This window comes from Priestia aryabhattai (assembly GCF_023715685.1).
GTDB lineage: Bacteria > Bacillota > Bacilli > Bacillales > Bacillaceae_H > Priestia > Priestia aryabhattai_B.
This window is the reverse complement of sequence record NZ_JAMBOQ010000003.1, coordinates 149433-166933: the sequence shown is the minus strand read 5'-3', so window position 1 is coordinate 166933 and position 17501 is coordinate 149433. Positions and strand designations below refer to the sequence as shown.

At 39.5% G+C, this 17501-nt stretch carries 17 protein-coding genes and 1 pseudogene; 2 read left to right on the top strand and 16 right to left on the bottom strand.

Annotated elements, in window-relative coordinates; genetic code table 11:
* Positions 1–5 precede the first annotated feature (5 nt).
* From M3225_RS29935 to nei, 7 genes and pseudogenes are all read right to left on the bottom strand, one after another.
* A pseudogene (locus M3225_RS29935) lies at positions 6–128 on the bottom strand (LacI family DNA-binding transcriptional regulator); the annotation flags it as partial.
* A gap of 148 nt (positions 129–276) precedes the next feature.
* Complete coding sequence (locus M3225_RS13970) at positions 277–1287, bottom strand: MupG family TIM beta-alpha barrel fold protein (protein WP_251394692.1); 1011 nt, start codon at positions 1285–1287, stop codon at positions 277–279.
* Positions 1284–2645: a PTS transporter subunit EIIC gene (locus M3225_RS13965; RefSeq protein ID WP_251394690.1), complete on the bottom strand. Its 1362-nt coding sequence runs from the start codon at positions 2643–2645 to the stop codon at positions 1284–1286. Before M3225_RS13965 ends, M3225_RS13970 begins: the two co-directional genes overlap by 4 nt.
* 90 nt (positions 2646–2735) lie before the next feature.
* Positions 2736–3590 carry a MurR/RpiR family transcriptional regulator gene (locus M3225_RS13960; protein ID WP_251394688.1) on the bottom strand — a complete coding sequence of 285 codons (855 nt, stop codon included), beginning with the start codon at positions 3588–3590 and terminating at the stop codon, positions 2736–2738.
* 12 nt (positions 3591–3602) lie between these two features.
* Positions 3603–4508, bottom strand: coding sequence for an N-acetylmuramic acid 6-phosphate etherase (gene murQ, locus M3225_RS13955; protein WP_251394686.1), 906 nt, complete (start codon positions 4506–4508; stop codon positions 3603–3605).
* A gap of 179 nt (positions 4509–4687) precedes the next feature.
* Positions 4688–5065: an FAS1-like dehydratase domain-containing protein gene (locus M3225_RS13950; RefSeq protein WP_251394684.1), complete on the bottom strand. Its 378-nt coding sequence runs from the start codon at positions 5063–5065 to the stop codon at positions 4688–4690.
* Between the two features lie 102 nt (positions 5066–5167).
* Positions 5168–5986, bottom strand: a complete 819-nt coding sequence (gene nei, locus M3225_RS13945; RefSeq protein WP_251394682.1) for an endonuclease VIII — start codon at positions 5984–5986, stop codon at positions 5168–5170.
* A gap of 248 nt (positions 5987–6234) precedes the next feature.
* Between nei and M3225_RS13940 the strand changes: the two genes are divergently transcribed.
* Positions 6235–6363, top strand: coding sequence for a DUF3231 family protein (locus tag M3225_RS13940; protein WP_251394680.1), 129 nt, complete (start codon positions 6235–6237; stop codon positions 6361–6363).
* A 26-nt stretch (positions 6364–6389) separates the two neighbouring features.
* Positions 6390–6485 (top strand): hypothetical protein, encoded by a 96-nt coding sequence (locus M3225_RS29930; RefSeq protein ID WP_349254704.1) that lies wholly within the window; start codon positions 6390–6392, stop codon positions 6483–6485.
* Positions 6486–6511: 26 nt separating this feature from the next.
* Here the strand turns inward: M3225_RS29930 and M3225_RS13935 are convergent, their stop codons facing one another.
* From M3225_RS13935 to M3225_RS13895, 9 genes are all read right to left on the bottom strand, one after another.
* Complete coding sequence (locus M3225_RS13935; protein WP_251394678.1) at positions 6512–7528, bottom strand: FecCD family ABC transporter permease; 1017 nt, start codon at positions 7526–7528, stop codon at positions 6512–6514.
* 6 nt (positions 7529–7534) lie between these two features.
* Complete coding sequence (locus M3225_RS13930) at positions 7535–8569, bottom strand: FecCD family ABC transporter permease (protein WP_251394676.1); 1035 nt, start codon at positions 8567–8569, stop codon at positions 7535–7537.
* A gap of 78 nt (positions 8570–8647) precedes the next feature.
* The gene (locus M3225_RS13925) at positions 8648–9592 is read right to left on the bottom strand and encodes an ABC transporter substrate-binding protein (RefSeq protein WP_251394674.1); all 945 of its coding nucleotides are present in this window, start codon (positions 9590–9592) and stop codon (positions 8648–8650) included.
* A 184-nt stretch (positions 9593–9776) separates the two neighbouring features.
* Positions 9777–10967: an acyl-CoA dehydrogenase family protein gene (locus M3225_RS13920; RefSeq protein WP_251394672.1), complete on the bottom strand. Its 1191-nt coding sequence runs from the start codon at positions 10965–10967 to the stop codon at positions 9777–9779.
* A 16-nt stretch (positions 10968–10983) separates the two neighbouring features.
* Complete coding sequence (ssuD, locus tag M3225_RS13915) at positions 10984–12117, bottom strand: FMNH2-dependent alkanesulfonate monooxygenase (protein WP_251394670.1); 1134 nt, start codon at positions 12115–12117, stop codon at positions 10984–10986.
* Positions 12118–12225: 108 nt separating this feature from the next.
* Complete coding sequence (locus tag M3225_RS13910) at positions 12226–13407, bottom strand: acyl-CoA dehydrogenase family protein (protein ID WP_251394668.1); 1182 nt, start codon at positions 13405–13407, stop codon at positions 12226–12228.
* Positions 13404–14789 carry an LLM class flavin-dependent oxidoreductase gene (locus M3225_RS13905; protein ID WP_251394666.1) on the bottom strand — a complete coding sequence of 462 codons (1386 nt, stop codon included), beginning with the start codon at positions 14787–14789 and terminating at the stop codon, positions 13404–13406. Before M3225_RS13905 ends, M3225_RS13910 begins: the two co-directional genes overlap by 4 nt.
* Positions 14790–15094: 305 nt before the next feature.
* On the bottom strand, positions 15095–15751 hold the full coding sequence (locus M3225_RS13900) for an HAD family hydrolase (RefSeq protein WP_251396076.1): 657 nt from the start codon (positions 15749–15751) through the stop codon (positions 15095–15097).
* A 116-nt stretch (positions 15752–15867) separates the two neighbouring features.
* A complete protein-coding gene (locus M3225_RS13895) occupies positions 15868–17247 on the bottom strand; it encodes an APC family permease (RefSeq protein WP_251394664.1) in 1380 nt (459 codons plus the stop codon).
* Positions 17248–17501 lie beyond the last annotated feature (254 nt).

Below are 17501 nucleotides of genomic sequence, written 5' to 3'. Positions count from 1 at the left end.
ATATAGCCTAATTTTTTTGAAGCTGCAATTACACGCAGTTTAGTAGCTTCAGAAATTCTGCTTGCTCCCGGCTTGTTATTTAAAATGAGGGAGGCAGTCGTAATTGAAACATCTGCTGCTTTTGCAATATCTTTAATCGTAACCAGATGACCATCTCCATTTTTAGTTTAACGTTTTACTAAACTCAGTATAACGCTTTCATTTTAGTTTGACAATTCTTTTTTTACTTTCATCTCAAATAAAAAAATGGACTCATCATCGAATCCATTTTTCCATTTAAACAGTGACAAGCTCAAGTTTTTGCCCCGGTCTCACTAATGAAAGCAGCTCATGATCTTCCTCTATCACATACCCAATCACGTTAACATTAGCATTTGCAGGCAAATTCGTTTTAGCTATTTGAACCTCTCCTCTGTAACGTCCATAGCCATCATTATCCATTGTAATTGCTCCCATCCTGCGTTCTACTGTATGATATGGCGGGACTGGTTTTATAGATCGCGTATCAACCAACCGCAGAACGTCTCTTGATAGATCCGGACGCACGCTGTACGTTCCCTCTATATGAGGTGAACGAATGCGAAGCGGAATAATCCGGTTTTCTTGATATTGAACTAAACGTTTTAATAGATTTAAATTGGCGGATAGATCTCCAATATAAATCTCCGTTACTCCGCATCTGTATAAATCTACTGCAGATGTAAAAGGACATCTATTACGGTCTTTTTCTCTAGTAGGAAGGCCTTGATAAATAGGGCCTCTCTTTTCGCCTTCTCCGGGAATATAAGCGCAGACTGGAATTTGAAGTTCATTAAATAAATCTGTCTGCTGTTGGAAAAACGTTTCTTCAAGTCCTGTATCAGGACGCGGATAAAAATTATGCCATGCAAGCAGCTGATGATGATGAAGGCCTGCAGATAACAGCGCTTCAATTTCTTGTTTTGATAATGTACTTGCATTAACAGCAATATAAAATTCATTCGCAAGTGAAAGAGTTTCTTCTACGCTAAAGCCATCGTCTAGTCTAATACCCGATACGCCAAGTAAAGATAGAGTCATAAGGCTTTCTATCCCTAAATGAACCGGCGTGTGCTTAGATACGTCTGCATACACGCTTATTCCACAATTTCTAGCCACATGAAGCAATTCTTTTGCTCGTTCAGCCAAATCTCCTTTTTCCTCGGGAATGTGAAGCGAAGTGAATGCGCGTGTGACGCCGTACTCACTTGCTTCTAATAATCTTTTTTTAGCATCTTTATCATGTAAGTAAAACGAAATACCAATCATTCAAACTCCCTCGCCATTTCATCGTTAAATCCAAAGAAATAGGTACAAATAAAACCTGTTGCATAAGCAACAACTAACCCGAGTAAATAAAGAAGAATTTGATGCGCATGAACTAAAAACGTAAGCGGCAAACCTGATACTCCAACTGCTACAGTCGCAATATGGAAGTGAGCCTGAAATGCTCCTCCGATTCCAGCTCCAAGACAAGCGGTTAAGAATGGACGCCCTAAAGGAAGCGTGACCCCAAAAATGAGCGGCTCTCCGATTCCGAGCAGTCCTGAAGGAAGAGCGCCTCCAATTGCTCGCTTTAAACGTTTTTTCTTTGTTTTTATATAGATAGCAAAAGCTGCACCTACCTGACCGGCTCCGCCCATTGCTAGTATGGGAAGAAGCGGATCATCTCCAATTGAATTGATAAGCTCTAAATGAACAGGAGTAAGACCTTGATGCAGTCCTGTAATGACGAGCGGCAAGAACGTTGCTCCTAAAACAAAGCCTGCTACAACTCCTCCAACCTCTAAAACTCCTAGAAGACCTTTTGTGATTCCATCTGAAATCAAGCCTCCTATTGGCATGAATACTACATACGTAATAATTCCTGTAATTAACACCGTAACAGTCGGTGTAATAATAATATCAAGTGACTGAGGGACAAATTTACGTACTCGTTTTTCCACTACGGCCATAAAGATTGCTGCAAGCAATACCCCTATTAAGCCACCACGCCCTGGTAAAAGAGCTTCACCAAAAAGTTTAATATCAGCTGCGGCAGGATTAATGACTAAAATACCTGCTAAGCCTCCTAGAGCTGGCGAACCACCAAACTCTTTTGCTGCATTAATGCCTACTAAAATACCAAGATAAGCAAATAAGCCGCTTCCTATGACGGTTAAAAGAATAGCAATCTGTGAATCTGCCGGAAGCCACTTCGCTTGAACAGCTGCTTTTGTCACCCCGGTGATAAGTCCGGATGCTACAAGAGCAGGTATCAACGGAATAAAAATACTCGCAATTCGGCGAAGCAAGAGCTTAAACGGAGTTGCATTTTTTTCTTTCAGCTCCGATTTCCGCTGAGCTGCACGATTTTCTAAGTTAATACCGCCGGATTCATCAATTAGCTTTCCAAATTCCTCTGTTACTTTGTTCACTTTGCCAGGACCAATAATAATTTGCATCGTTTCTTGTTCAACTAATCCGAGCACGCCTTCAAGTTTTCGTATATCTGCCTTTTTCACAATTGAACCATCTTTTACAGTCACACGCAGCCGAGTCATACAATGCGTATACGCTTCAATATTGGATGCTCCCCCAAGCATCTCCAAAATAACCTTTGCTAATTGATGATTATCTAAAGACATGTTAATCCCCCTTTGTATTTTCCTCTTAGATGGATACGTTACTGAGGAAACAGACCACAAAATCCCCTTTTTTGTAATCGCTTTCTTTTTTTATTTCTTATTTTTTAAAAACTGAATGGCATCCCTTGTTTTATCAATATACTCAATCGTCTGGTCATACTGCTGCGCTGCAATACTTAAAAATAAAACATCAATTACGTAAAGCTGGGCTAAACGAGACGATGTAGCTGCGCTTCGAAACGGCGCTTCTTGAGAATAAGACGTATACAAACAAATATCAGCTAAAGACGAAACTGTAGACTGTCCGTATTTGGTTAAGCTAATCGTCTTTACTCCGCGATTTTTAGCTAAAGATAAGACGTTGCTTACTTCAGGAGTCTCCCCTGAAAAAGAAATACCCACGACTACATCGTCTTTACTTGCATTTGCGATGAGTGTAGCTGCTAAATGGCTATCTGCGAAAGCCGTAGCATTTTTATTAATTCGAAGAAATTTTTGCTGCGCATCTATAGCAATAATATGGGAGGCACCGATTCCAAAAAAATGAATGTTTTTGGAATCAATCAGCGCCAAAACAGCCCGCTCTACTTCTTTATAATTCACAAGCTCGGCCGTATCACTTAGACTTTGAATGCTGTTGCTTGCCGTTTTTTTGACAATAGATTGAATCGTTTCATTTGTTTCAATATCCCGGTATCCTTGCTCCGTATCTCTAGCTAAATCACCGGCTACTCTTACCTTTAATTCTTGAAAGCCGCTAACCCCTATAGATTTACACAAACGAATAACAGCAGCACTGCTCGCATTCGCTAGTCTTCCTAGTTCCCCAGCCGTACTGTTTACCACAGTATGCGGATTGTTTAAAATATATTCAGCAATTTTCCTCTCTGAATCGGGGAGCTTAGCCACCGTGTTTTTAATCATTGTTAATCCGCCTGTTGACATCGTTTCTCTCCTTTATACGTAATGTTCAATCGCTTTTCTCACATAACCGTCCGCATCATTCAGTAACATCTTCGCGGTGTCATAATTTTCATTTGTTTTAATCATAACCACTGCTGTTTTTACCTCGTTATTTGCTTCATCAAGCGTTTGACTTGCTTTGTCATAAGAAACACCTGTTATTTTACAAATAATACCTATCGCTCGTTCTTTGAGCTTTTCATTGCTCACATGAACATCTATCATTAAATTTTCATATGCTTTTCCTACTTTAATCATAGCCGCTGTGGAAATCATGTTGAGAATCATTTTATGAGCGCTTGCTGCTTTTAACCTTGTTGAACCTGTTAGCACTTCTGGACCTACTACTACCTCAATACTATGATCCGCTTCTTTTCCAATAAGAGAATTACAATTGCAAGACAGCGCCACCGTTTTAGCTTTTACAGATCTTGCATATCTTAATGCACCAATCACATAAGGAGTGCGTCCGCTTGCAGCAATTCCAATGACTGTGTCTCGTTCATTCAAATGAATTTTTTGTAAGTCTGCTGCTCCCAATTCTTCTTTATCTTCTGCACCTTCAACTGCTTTAACAAATGCTTTTTCTCCTCCAGCCATCAGTCCCTGTACCTGAGTGGGATTGGTACTGAAAGTAGGCGGGCATTCAACAGCATCCAATACTCCCAGTCGTCCGCTTGTTCCCGCGCCGACATAAATAAGGCGACCTTCCTTTTGAAACGATTCGCTTACAAACTCAACTGCCACCTCTACGTCTGGAAGTACTTGTTGCACGGCCAGCGCCACTTTTTGATCCTCTTTATTCATTACGTTTAAAATTTCTTTTGTACTAGCTGTATCTATCTTCATTGTCTGCTCGTTTTGGGACTCTGTTATTAATAATGTAAGCTGTTCATTCATCTTTTTAGCTCCTTTTTCATCGTGTAGTGAAGTTATGGTTATTATAATTCGTTTAAAATATAATTTCAATAATTTATTTTATTTTTTAAAATTATATTTTAAAAAATACGTAAAAAAAGTCACGAATCTGTGACTTTTCTAATAACATTCATACCCCACATTTTGTTTACGCTTTCATTTTAATCTCTAATAATTCCATTACTTGTCCCTATCAGTACTTCTTTACCTTGTTGATTTCGATAAACCGATTTGATTTTTACTTTTTGAAAACCATCTGCTTTTTCTACTTCAGTTAATATGCATTCACAGGTAACCGTATCTCCTGAAAAAACCGGACGAAGAAATTCACTCACCATTTCTCTTGCAATATAGTTCAAGTCTCCTCCTATTTTTGTTCCAATACTAGCAGTCATAAGTCCATGAACCATTAGCCGCCCTTTATCATCACGTTCCAAATGATGTTTACCCCGGTCTCCAGTCATCTCCGCAAACTGCATGATTTCTTCCTCTTGAAACGTTCTTTGCCACGTAAATGTATCTCCTGCTTTACATTTCATCCTATCCCTCCTCTTAAGATTCCGCACTTTACTCTTTAACTATATCATAAAATGAACAATCATTCATTTTTACATCGAAAAAATAGCAGAATAAATATCCTGCTATTTTTGACAAGTAGGACAGTAATAAAGCCTTCTAGAAGCAGCTTGCACTTTTAAAATATGCGTGCCGTCAATTCGACAAGCTTCTCCTTCACGGTTAAAAACCCAGTGGCGGTAAGCAGAGCGCTTTTGGCCTTTCTTGTTTAACGTTTCAGCAAGCTTTACATCATTTGTAATGCCTCCTGTTTCATAGGACTGTTTTACAAGAGAAATGGTTGCTTCAGCTGCCTTTTTAAGCTGTTCTTCCGTGCAGTCTACTGGACGAGCTGTAGGATTAATCCCCGCTACAAATAAGATTTCACTTCGCAAGTAATTTCCGATCCCCGCTATAAAGCTTTGGTCTAACAGCAGCGACGCCCATTTTCTACGATAAAATGGCTTAGAGCAAAAGCGATCTAAAAGCTCAGCTGCCGTTACTTCTTCACTTAAGATATCCGGACCTACTCTTGATACAAAAGGATGAGCAGAAACTTCTTCATCACGCAATACTTCAATATCAGAAGCGCTGTAAAGCAGCGCTGATTTCTTTTCATTATGAATAGCAAGGCGCAGCTGTCTGTTTGTAGATGGATAATTGTAAGATGAACGTACATACCATTTTCCATAAAGCTGATTATGTGAATAAATGGTATAACCGTTGTCGAAACGAATAAGCATAGCCTTCCCTTTTGTATCTACTCTTTGAATACTAGCACCTGTTAATACTTCTTCGTAATGCTGCAAAGATGGAAAATAAAACCATATCTCACTAACGGGAAGACCGATAATCGCTTTTTCGACTTCATCGGCTGCTCGTCTAATTTCTGGACCTTCTGGCATATAATGAAACTCCTTTCTTGCCTAACTTTCTTCATTTATTATTTCGGTTTTATTTCTGTTTTGCAAGAAAGAAGCGGTTGCGCCCTTCTTTTCCTAAAAGAACCTTTAAGTTATGCATGACGTTTACTCTTATAGTAAAATGTTGATACCTTTTTACTTTCTATAGTGTTTATCTTACTTCCTTTGACTTATACTAGTTGATAACCTTTTAGAAACATGTTAATTACCTATATATTGAGGAGTTTATCATGAACAATCAATCATTTTCTCCATTTTCAGAAAAACTAATGAGGTTTCACCTAGCTGCGATGATTACTGAAAATGTACGTGGATATGGGCTTGCGATGTCAACAAGTCCGCGTTTAGACTCGCTTTAAAATATACAACATTCACGACTGAAATTTTGGAATACGCCAAAGAAGTATCAAGAATAAGTATTGAACAGGGATGGCTAGAAGAGCCTCCGCATATTCCATTTCCAAAAATTCATCTGGAATAAAAATAAGCTCGCGCTTTAGCGCGAGCTTATTTTTTAGATTCTCTCCACAATAAATAAAGAAAATATGGAGCACCGATAATGCCAATGATTAATCCAGCCGGAATTTCAATCGGAGGAGCAACTCCTCGCCCAATTAAATCTGCTGCTAGTACAAACAAAGCCCCAAGTAAAGCGGCTGTAGGAATTAATTTTTTATGCCTCGGTCCCACTAACCGTTTGGCCACATGAGGAATAATAAGCCCTACAAAGCCAATGGTGCCAACAACCGATACAACGGCAGCCGTCATTGCCACTGCGCTTGCTAGTAATACTAAACGAATTAACTCTACTCTAGCCCCTAGTCCTCGAGCCACTTCATCACCTAAATGAATTAAATCTAAACGAGCAGCTAACAGCCAAATCAGCGGTAATAATATAATCACCCAGGGAAGTAAACCAATTAATTGATCCCATGTCCTTCCCCATAAACTGCCGCTCAGCCAAATCAGTGCCGCATTTACGTTTGGATTTGCTTTTGAAATTAATAAGTGAATACCTGATGAACAAAAAGCGCTGACCGCTACACCTATTAACGCAAATCGAATAGGTTCTACTCCTTTTTTATAAGCAAGCAAATAGACGATTACAAAAACAAGGGAGCCCCCTGCAAACGCAGCGACTGATAAAACAGATGGGCTTGCTAAAGGCAGTAAAATAGTAATTGCAACAGCAGCTAATCCTGATCCGCTTGAAAGACCTAATGTATCTGGGCTAGCCAGCGGATTTCTCATAATAGACTGTACGACGACTCCGGACACAGCTAGGCCGATTCCAGTTAAAATAGCCAGCAAAATACGAGGTAAACGAAATTCTACTAAAATGGACGTCAAGTCAGGGTCGCCAATACCAATAAAAGACGTAATAATGTCTAGAGGAGGTATGTTGATGTCTCCTAAGCTAAGGCTTATCACGCTCAGCGCTATAATTAAGACAGAAAGAATAATAAACAGGCCGACAGACTTGAATCGAGATGGTTGCTTTTTTGTTTTATTGACAGTCTGCATATATACTCATGCCTTCCTTTCTGTTTTTTTGCGTCTCGCTAAGTAAATAAAGTACGGCGTTCCAAGCAATGCTGTTACTGCACCTACAGGGGTCTCATACGGATATGTAATAAATCGCGACAATACGTCTGCTAACAGCAATAAAGATGCACCAAGCAGCGCGCTCATTGGCAAAACGACTCGGTAATCTACACCTATTAAATAGCGCACCATATGAGGAACAACAAGTCCTACAAAGCCAATTGGACCTGCAATCGCTACTGAAACACCCGCTAATACAATCACGACAACTGCAGTGAACGCTCTAATGGCAAAGACTCGCTGCCCGAGTCCTCTAGCTACGTCATCTCCTAAAGACAACAAAGAAGACGCTCTTCCCAGACCAAACGCAATAAGTAAACCCACGACGCTAAAAGGAAGCAATACATGAACATGGCCCCAATCTCGGCCAATAACTGAGCCGGTGAGCCAGAACATAACGCCTTCTGTTTTGCTTTCATTAAAAATCAGCAGCGTTTGCGTGAGAGACATAAGCATACCTTGTATAGCAACACCCGTTAAAGCAAGCTTTACATCGCTGTCGCCTCCTTTAATCAACGAACTCATGACGTAGACAATAACAGCAGCAAATGCGCCTCCTAAAAACGCTCCAAGTACCCCACCAATCATACTTACACCCGGCACTAAAACTGTTAAAAATACCATTGCCGCTGATGCCCCGGCATTAATACCAAAAATACCAGGAGAAGCTAATGGATTTCTAGTTAATGCTTGCATCAACGCTCCAGCGACCGCTAAATTAGCGCCAACAAATGCCGTTACCAGTAGGCGAGGCAGGCGGACAGTTTGAATAATAGATTGTTCTTTTGATCCGTCAAAATCTAGTAAAGCTTGCTTAATCGTTCCAAAAGAAATATGTATAGAACCGATGGAAATAGATAAGAACATGGAAACCAATAAAAGAATGATAACAGCAAGAAAAATAGCTATTATACGAAGTGGAGATCTGTTTCTTTTGGATAAACCGTGAACAGCTTTCATAGTAGACTGCGCCTCCTTTCATTTGAAAGTCGATAAAAAGAAAAAAAACAACCCATTGGATTGTTCTTTTCTTCGTTATTATTTGCCTTCAAATAATAACTTTTCTGCTTCATCTGCAATACCATTTGCACCTTGTACACTTCGGCGAAGAGACCATTTAAATACATCAACTTCATACACTTGATTATTTTTAACCGCTTTTAGCTCTTTCCATAATGGTTGTTTTGCTAAAGGCGTATGACCTTTTTCATTTCGCATAACAATGAGTTTGTCTGGATCTGCTTTTACGAGCTGCTCCATTGTCATTTTTACACTGTACTCTTTTGTAGGATCTGTTAATGCATTTTTGAAGCCCAATTGCTCAAGAACACCCGTTGTAAAGAAATTTGAAGTTCTAGCATTAATATTACCATTTGCATCAGCGATAACAAGTACATTGCCCGGATTTTTTGGTGCTTTTGCTTTTAAATCTTTCATTTTTTGCTTATGCTCTTCTACCACTTTTTCAACTTTTGCCTTCTTGCCAACAGCTTCTCCTACTTTTAACTCCGTATTTAGTAAATCATCGTAATTAGCATTTAAATTTTTCAATTCAATCGTTGGCGCAATTTTCGATAATTCTTTATATACATTTTTATGACGTTCTGAATCAGCGATAATCAAATCTGGCTTCAACAGTTTAATCGATTCTAAGCTCGGCTGTGCTCGCGTGCCAACTGATTTGTATCCTTTGATTTCTTTTAGTACATCTTTATCAATAAGCTGTTCTGCTTTATCATCATCAGCTACTCCCACAGGTTTAATACCAGCATCTAACAATGCATCAATAAAACCTAACTCTAATACGACTACCCGCTTTGGATTTCCTTTTACTTTTGTCTCTCCAAGCTCATGTTTGACCACTCTTGTTTTTTCATTTTTCTCATCGGCTGAATTTTCCTTATTCGTGCTGCTGCAGCCGATAAGCATTCCGATTGCCAGCATTATAATAAAAGCCAGCAGTCCTATTTTTTTCTTATTCAAATGTCATTCCTCCTGCTTGTATCTTTATGTAGATAATTGACTCTTGAAACTGATAATCGTTATCATTATATCAGTTTTATCTATTTAAACAAGCTGATTCGTTACTTTTAATTAAAAAAATTATATCTATTCTACCAAAAAAGACGAGCTTGAAATATCAAGCTCGTCTTTTTTGGTAAACTTTCTATGAATATGGTGTAATAGGCGGCAGTTCACTGCTAAGATACCATTTACCTATGTCACGTAGCTTGTAAGCAACAGGATCGTGTAAGCTAATTGTTCGTGCGTTGCGCCAGTAGCGATCAAATTTATACTGATCAGACGTGGCTCTCGCTCCCATCCCATCAAATATAGTGGAAGTAATATGTAAGGCCGTTTGGACAGTAAATGTTTTAGCCATCGCAATGGCAATTCCACACTCGCCGCGCTGCTGTTTCGTTAGCGCATCTTCTTTTTTCCATGCATGATCAAATTCTATAACAGCTTTTTCTATAAGTGCTGAACAAGCATGAAGGTTTAAACTCATTTCACCGTATTGCTGAATAATGTAAGGATCTTGCTCTGCTGCTTCAACATCTGAACTTAGCCACGGTTTTGTATGAACTTTCACATAAGCTTTTGATTCCTCCAAAGCGCCTTGAGCAATACCATACAATAAATGAGTGAGCATAAGCTGAGCCAAATGCGTTCGTACCGTAGGAAAAACCTTTTGCTCTTCAGCTGCTTTATGCAATATTTCTTCTTCATAAACGATAACATCTTCAAACTTTACACTTCCGCTATCCGTTTGGCGCTGTCCAAACCCGTCCCAATTATCTTCAGTAACGATTCCTGCTCTATGAGTAGGAAGTACACATAGCAATACCTCGCCGCTTCCTCCTTCTTGAGCCGATACTAACAAACGATCTGAATCCGTTGCCCCGGAACAAAAACTCTTGCTTCCGTTGAGCATTAACCGTCCGTTTTCTCGAACTGCTTTTAGCCCTGAATCTCTAGGATTAAAGGCATTTCCCCAAAAAAGCTGTTGAGCTGCTGTTTCTTTGTAAAAAGTTTTGTACTGCTGAGTACTTCCGAACAGAAAAGTCGAACAAACCGTCAAATAATGATAGCCTAACAAGTGTGCAAGTGAACTATCTGCTTTCGCAATGATATTCACGATTTTAAAAACAATCGGCCAGCTGGCTCCATAACCTCCGTATTCTTTAGGAATCGGGAGGGCTAAAAGACCGCTTTTTCTAAGTAGATTACGCTCATATAGAGGCGTTCCACCTTCTCTATCTCTTTTTACAGCTGTTTTGGAAAACTCTTTAGCCAACTGATCAGCCAATTTTAGTAGATTCTCTTGAGACGCCGCAATCGTTTTGGTGTGGTTCATAATACTCCCTCCTTTCTCACCTTTTAGCGGGTGTTTTATTATTAACTTTCACTTCACCAAATGGACTGATAAACGTGCGGTCATTCTCATCTTGCTTACGCTTAACTGGAAGCCTTGGAAACAAAAGCTCTGCTGTTCGATATGCTTCTTCTAAATGAGGATATCCAGATAAAATAAATGTTTCGATGCCTAACTCTGCATATTCTTTAATTCGGTTTGCCACCGTATCGGCATCTCCTACTAAAGCAGTTCCTGCTCCTCCTCGAACTAAACCTACTCCAGCCCATAGATTAGGGCTTACCTCTAAGTTTGAACGATCGCCTTGATGCAATGCACTCATACGTTTCTGGCCTTCTGAATCCATTCGAGAAAATACTTTTTGGGCTGATTCAACGGCTTCTTCATCTACATGTTGAATGAGCACATTTGCAGCTTTCCAGGCTTCTTCTTCTGTTTCACGAACAATGACATGAAGCCTGATGCCAAATCGAATTTCTCTTCCTGTCTGCTTTGCTTTTTCTTTCATTCGTTCAATTTTTTCTTTTACTTGTGCAGGAGGCTCTCCCCAGGTCAAATAGACGTCTATATGCCTTGAGGCAACGTCCATCGCCACAGAAGAAGAACCACCAAAATAAAGCGGAGGATACGGTTTTTGGACCGGCGGATAAAGCACGTCTCCACCTTTAACACTCAAGTAGTCTCCTTCGAAGTGAACATCGGATTCATTTAATACCTTTCTCCATATCGTTAAAAATTCATCTGTCAGCTCATAGCGATCGTGATGGTTTAAAAACACTCCGTCTCCTTCTAACTCAACGGGATCTCCTCCTGCTACGACATTAATAAGGAGCCTTCCTTTAGAAAAGCGGTCAAATGTTGCAGCCATTCTTGCGGCTTGTGTAGGCGACATTAAACCGGGCCGTACTGCTACTAAAAACTTCAGGTTTTCAGTGACTGGCACTAAAGTAGATGCAGCAATCCACGCATCTTCGCATGACTTTCCCGTCGGAAGCAAAACCCCGCTATATCCTAGCTCATCCGCAGCTTGTGCAACTTGTTTGCAATAAGAATAGCTTACAGCCCTAGCTCCTTCATGGCTTCCTAAATAACGTCCATCTCCATAAGTTGGAATAAACCAAAATAACTCCACTTGTATTCGCCCCTTTTTAAAGCTACATAAAAAAAACTCCGTTATTACAAATAAACTGCAATAAGGAGCCTCAGTTGTCTGATAGCTTCATTTTTTACTATTTTTGAATTAAGCATACGGATTAGGTGTAGGGTACTGCTGATTTAACACCCAATTCCCAACCGTTCGAAGCTTGTATTCAGCTGGATTATGAAGGGTATGAGTCCTTACATTACGCCAGAATCGGTCGTATCCATATTCAGCGTGAACCGAACGCGCTCCCATAACTTCAAATATTTCACTTGTGATATCCAGTGCTGCATTACCAGCAAAAACATTTGCAGCCGCTACGTGAACAGCTAGGTTTCCACGTTCTGCTTCCGTTAGTTCTTTGCCTTTTTCCCACGCTTCATCCAATATGAGAGCTGCTTCATCTGCAAGTGCACTGGCTGCTTTTGCTTGAATCCAGAGTTCTCCGTATTTTCGCAGTATACCTGGATCATCCGAAGCTTTTTCTACTCCTGATGTTAACCAAGGTCTTGTTTTAGAAGCCGTGTAGTTTTGTGCTTCTTCAATCGCTCCAAAAGCGCTTCCTATGAAGACATTCGTTAAAATAATTTGCGACAACGAGGCTCCAATGGTTGAAAAAGGAGTAGGATTTTTAACAAAATCTTGAACCACTTCATGTTCTTCTATTCGCACATTTTCAAAATCTACATTTCCACTTCCCGTCTGTCTTTGTCCAATCGCATTCCAATCATCTTTGACGGTAATGCCTGTTCTTGCAGTAGGCACGACGCCGTTTAAATATTGCCCCGTTTCTCTGTCATTAAATGATAGCCATAAGTACTGAGAATCAGGTGAACCAGAACCGAACGCTTTCGTTCCATTTAACAGATAACCCTGTGATTGCTTATCACCTTTTAGGCTTTCTACTAAAGGATTAGAGGCATTGCCCCAAAAAGCTTGCTGTTGAACAGACAAAGGATAAAAATAAGCCTCCTGTTCTTCTGTACCTTTGATTCGAATATCTGAGACAAACAAGGAGTGATAGCCGTATAAGTGACCTAAGGCTGCATCGCCTGTCGCCAACTCTCGAACAATAGCCAAAGCTGTTGACCATTTCCCGCCTTCTCCGCCATATTTTTGAGGAATTAATAAATTTAACAGCCCGCTTTGGCGAATAGCATCTTTTTGCTGTTTGGGTGTCCCGCCTTCTTTATCTCTTTGTGCTGCATCCTTTGCAAAAGAAAAGGACAGCTTTTTTGCTTGATCAAGATAAATTTCTTCCTTTACAGTTGTCGCAGTCATGTTAAACTCTCCTTTTGGCTCGTCTTTCGATACTGAGCACCATAGTGTTCATCAGGCAAGAAACGTGATTTTTTAAATAGCTTTTCTCTATAAGTTCCTTCACTGTAATCCGTTTTGAATAAATCTCTTTCCTGCAAAACAGGAATAACTAAATCAATAAAATCAGCAAACGTTCCCGGTGTGGTCACATAAGCCATATTAAATCCGTCCATGCCCGTATCGTTTATCCACTCTTTCATAAAATCAGCTACTTGTTCTGGACTACCCACAGTAACTGGTCCCATCCCTCCGATACTGACAAATTTCACTACCTCTTCTACCGTCCACTTTCTATCCGGATCACTTATTGTAAATTTCTCTAAAGCGGAGCGAACCGAGTTCGTAGCAATAAATTCAATAGGCTGTTCTGGTTCATAGACAGAAACATCAATTCCTGTCCAACCGCTAAACAGCGTGGCTGCTCCTTCGAAATTGACATAGCTCTCAAACCGAGCAAGCTTCTCTTCAGCCTCTTTTTCTGTTCGTCCAACAATTGGTGTAAATAAATTAAAAATTAATACACTCTCCGGGTCTCTGCCCTCTGCAGCAATTTGAGCGCGCATTTTCTTTACATAATCTGCCGCTACTTTTTTAGTAGGAAAACTTGTAAAGATACATTCAGCATGTTTGGCGGCAAATTCTCTTCCTGGGGCAGAAGCTCCTGCTTGGAATAAAACTGGAGTTCGCTGCGGTGAAGGTTCTGACAAATGTACGCCTGGAACATTAAACCACTTCCCTTTATGATTAATAGGATGAACCCGGTCTGGAAGTGTAAAAACCCCTTTTTCTTTATCTTTTACAACAGCTCCTTCTTCCCAACTTCCTTCCCATAATTTATAGCAGACTTCTAAAAATTCATCGGCAATATCATAGCGAGTTTCATGCGTAAAATGTTCTTCTAATCCTAGATTGATTGATCCACTTTCAAGGTATGAAGTCACAATATTCCATGCAATACGGCCATTTGTTAAATGATCTAATGTCGAAAATTTTCGCGCAAACGCATAAGGCTTCTCATAAGTAGTAGATACCGTTACCCCAAACCCTAAATGCTTTGTGGCATACGCCATAGCGGAAATGAGGGCAGTTGGTTCATTCACGGGAAGCTGAGCAGCTTGTTTAAGAGCTCCTTCGTTACTTTGCCTATAAACGTCATAAATGCCTAATACATCGGCTAAAAACAAACCGTCAAACTTTCCTTTTTCCAATAGCTTAGCTAACTCTACCCAGTAATCTAGCGTTTTATATTCGGACGCCTGATCGCTTGGATACGTCCACAAGCCAGGTGTCTGATGTACAACACAATTCATATCAAACGCATTTAAATAAATATGTTTCCCCATAGAAACCTCCAAAACTAATTAAATACATAAATTAACTAAGAATTAAAGCTGTTTGGAAGTAATCTTAAAACATATTCTTCCAGAATGTCAATGAAACTTCTCTCTTTATAATGAAACATAAATGAAGTTATTACTAATGCTGAATTAGGATTTCTTTAAAGGTTATTGACTTATTATTTTAGTAACTAAAACCATTAAGATGGCGTCTATAATTCCGTAGGTAATCCTCTTGATTTGACTCAAGGAGCAATGACTCAATAAAAAAAGCGTCACATTTTCTTTTGAAAAATGTGACGCTTTTAGCTTTAATCTTCAATACAAAGATACTGAATCACTTCTTTTAAACTTTTTTCTTTCATCGACTCGATGTGTAAGTGATATCTTTCGAATGACAGGTGTTTAGTTAAAGGATTTGGTACAATCACACAGCGCAAACCTGCTGCCATGGCAGCTTTTGCCCCATTAGAAGAATCTTCAAATGCTAAAGCTTCAGAAGGTTCTACTCCTAGCTTTTCAATTGCATTTCGGTAAAGAGCCGGATCTGGCTTCACTTTTTCTACATCATCGCGCGTTTGGATGACTTCAAAATAGTGCAGCAAATCTAGCTCTTTTAAAAATGCTGTTACCCAGTCGCGATATGAGCTGCTTGCTAAACCAATTTTTAATCCAAGTTCTTTTGCTTCTGCTAAGTATTCCGCTACTCCTTCTCGGGCTACTAACGATTTCATTTTTTCTTGATGACGTCTTAACGATTCTTGAGCCAGCTCCTCTTTTGTGAGCTCATTGTTAAACTGCTGAAGCAAGTAATCGTAAAGTGCCGTAGCATCAGTGCCCACATAAGAAGCAAACGTTGCAATCGGTAGATCTACTCCCCTGTCTTCTAACATTTCGCGGTACACCTCGTACCACACTGATTCTGTATCAATAATTAATCCATCAAAATCAAACACAACTGCTTTAATCATAATTTACCTACCTTTTTCTATCTTATCGTTCTTACATAGTAACACGTTCAAAATACGTAATCCATAAATGTGGCTTCCTTAATAAGATAGGCTTAAATAGGTAGTTTCTATCCTTACTTTTCTCCGACTTTCCTCAAAGGTGACATTTCTTCTGTTTCCTTAAACTCAATGGAAGACAGCTGCTTGCTAAAACCTTTAGTTGCATACACTAAATAAAGCAAACCAGCAATCGCCCAGCCAATACCAAGTAAAAATGAATTGCGTTCCAAGTTAAGCCATAAAACGCCAATCGCTGCTGCTCCTAATAGTGGCATAACAATATATGACCAAAATCCCTTAGCCGATCGGTGTTGCTTTTGATGAACAGCATAGTGCGCAATAACCGAAAGATTAACAAAAGAAAACGCAATGAGTGCTCCAAAATTGATAAATGACGTAGCCGTTGCCAGACTAAAAAAAATGGCAGTTGCTGATACAACTCCGACTAATACAATATTTCGTGAAGGTGTGCGCAGCTTAGGATGAACATAACCAAAAAATGACTGAGGTAAAATTCGATCGCGTCCCATTACGTATAACAAACGCGAAACGCTTGCATGCGATGACATGCCTGATGATAATGTTCCTGCAATTCCTCCCGCCAAAAAGACAATTTGAAACAGCGTACCGCTCACATACATAGCAATTTCAGGAGCCGCAGCGTCTGGGTGCTTGAATCCTTCTAACGTCGGAAAAACCGCTTGAATAAAATAAGATGTCACGGTAAACATGACTCCTCCGATTAACGCAACTAAAAAAATAGCTCGCGGAATCGTTTTTTTAGGATTAGGCGTTTCTTCTGATAACATAGCCACGGCATCAAATCCTAAATATGAAAAACACATAAGTGTAGCTCCTGCTATTAGCCCTGATGACGTCATGTTCTGATTAAAGAAAGGCTTCATAGAAAAAAGTGTTCCTTCCCCCATTCCACTTAGCAATGCTTTGATCGAAACAGCAACAAACAATACTAAAATCGTCATTTGAAATACAACAAGAAACGTATTAAAATTGGCAGTAAAATTAACGCTTCGTAAATTTAGTAGCGTAACGATAATGACGAAGCTGACAACCCAAATCCAAGATGGGACCGAAGGAAAAATAGATGATAAATAAATTTGAAAAATAAGTGCATTAACCATCGGTAAAAAGAGATAATCCATTAGCGCAGACCAGCCGACTAAGAATCCTAAATGTGGATTGATCGTCTTTTGTGTATATGTATAAGCCGATCCCGCATTTGGAAACACTTGAATCATTTTTTTGTAGCTTATTGCCGTGAGAAGCATTCCAACAAGGGCTATGATATAAGACGTGGGAACGTGTCCATCCGTCATATCAGACGCAATCCCAAACGTATCAAATACTACCATTGGAGTCATATACCCAATCCCCATTAATACAATCTGCCATAATTTCAACGACCTTTTTAATGTTACTGTTTCATGTTTCATTTATCTTCCCCCTTCAATTTATTAAGAACATTCTGACAATTTAATCCATAAACGTCTGCACTTTATTTTTTATACAAAAATGAATGACTTTCATTCATTTTGTATAAAGAATCGTTACATCTACTATAGCAAATATATGATTTTTTTCTTTAAGTTGGTAAGGGTTGCTAACAAACTATGTTTTTTTATCATATTATGAAAGCGCTTTATTTTAAATGGCTATATGGTCCTAATCTCCTGCTATATCAACGCAG

Excerpts from the sequence above, each read along its gene's own strand:
- M3225_RS13970 (WP_251394692.1), bottom strand. The coding sequence starts at position 1,287 with ATGATTGGTATTTCGTTTTACTTACATGATAAAGATGCTAAAAAAAGA.
- M3225_RS13965 (WP_251394690.1), bottom strand. The coding sequence starts at position 2,645 with ATGTCTTTAGATAATCATCAATTAGCAAAGGTTATTTTGGAGATGCTT.
- M3225_RS13960 (WP_251394688.1), bottom strand. The coding sequence starts at position 3,590 with ATGTCAACAGGCGGATTAACAATGATTAAAAACACGGTGGCTAAGCTC.
- murQ (WP_251394686.1), bottom strand. The coding sequence starts at position 4,508 with ATGAATGAACAGCTTACATTATTAATAACAGAGTCCCAAAACGAGCAG.
- M3225_RS13950 (WP_251394684.1), bottom strand. The coding sequence starts at position 5,065 with ATGAAATGTAAAGCAGGAGATACATTTACGTGGCAAAGAACGTTTCAA.
- nei (WP_251394682.1), bottom strand. The coding sequence starts at position 5,986 with ATGCCAGAAGGTCCAGAAATTAGACGAGCAGCCGATGAAGTCGAAAAA.
- M3225_RS13940 (WP_251394680.1), top strand. The coding sequence starts at position 6,235 with ATGAACAATCAATCATTTTCTCCATTTTCAGAAAAACTAATGAGGTTT.
- M3225_RS13935 (WP_251394678.1), bottom strand. The coding sequence starts at position 7,528 with ATGCAGACTGTCAATAAAACAAAAAAGCAACCATCTCGATTCAAGTCT.
- M3225_RS13930 (WP_251394676.1), bottom strand. The coding sequence starts at position 8,569 with ATGAAAGCTGTTCACGGTTTATCCAAAAGAAACAGATCTCCACTTCGT.
- M3225_RS13920 (WP_251394672.1), bottom strand. The coding sequence starts at position 10,967 with ATGAACCACACCAAAACGATTGCGGCGTCTCAAGAGAATCTACTAAAA.
- M3225_RS13910 (WP_251394668.1), bottom strand. The coding sequence starts at position 13,407 with ATGACTGCGACAACTGTAAAGGAAGAAATTTATCTTGATCAAGCAAAA.
- M3225_RS13905 (WP_251394666.1), bottom strand. The coding sequence starts at position 14,789 with ATGGGGAAACATATTTATTTAAATGCGTTTGATATGAATTGTGTTGTA.
- M3225_RS13895 (WP_251394664.1), bottom strand. The coding sequence starts at position 17,247 with ATGAAACATGAAACAGTAACATTAAAAAGGTCGTTGAAATTATGGCAG.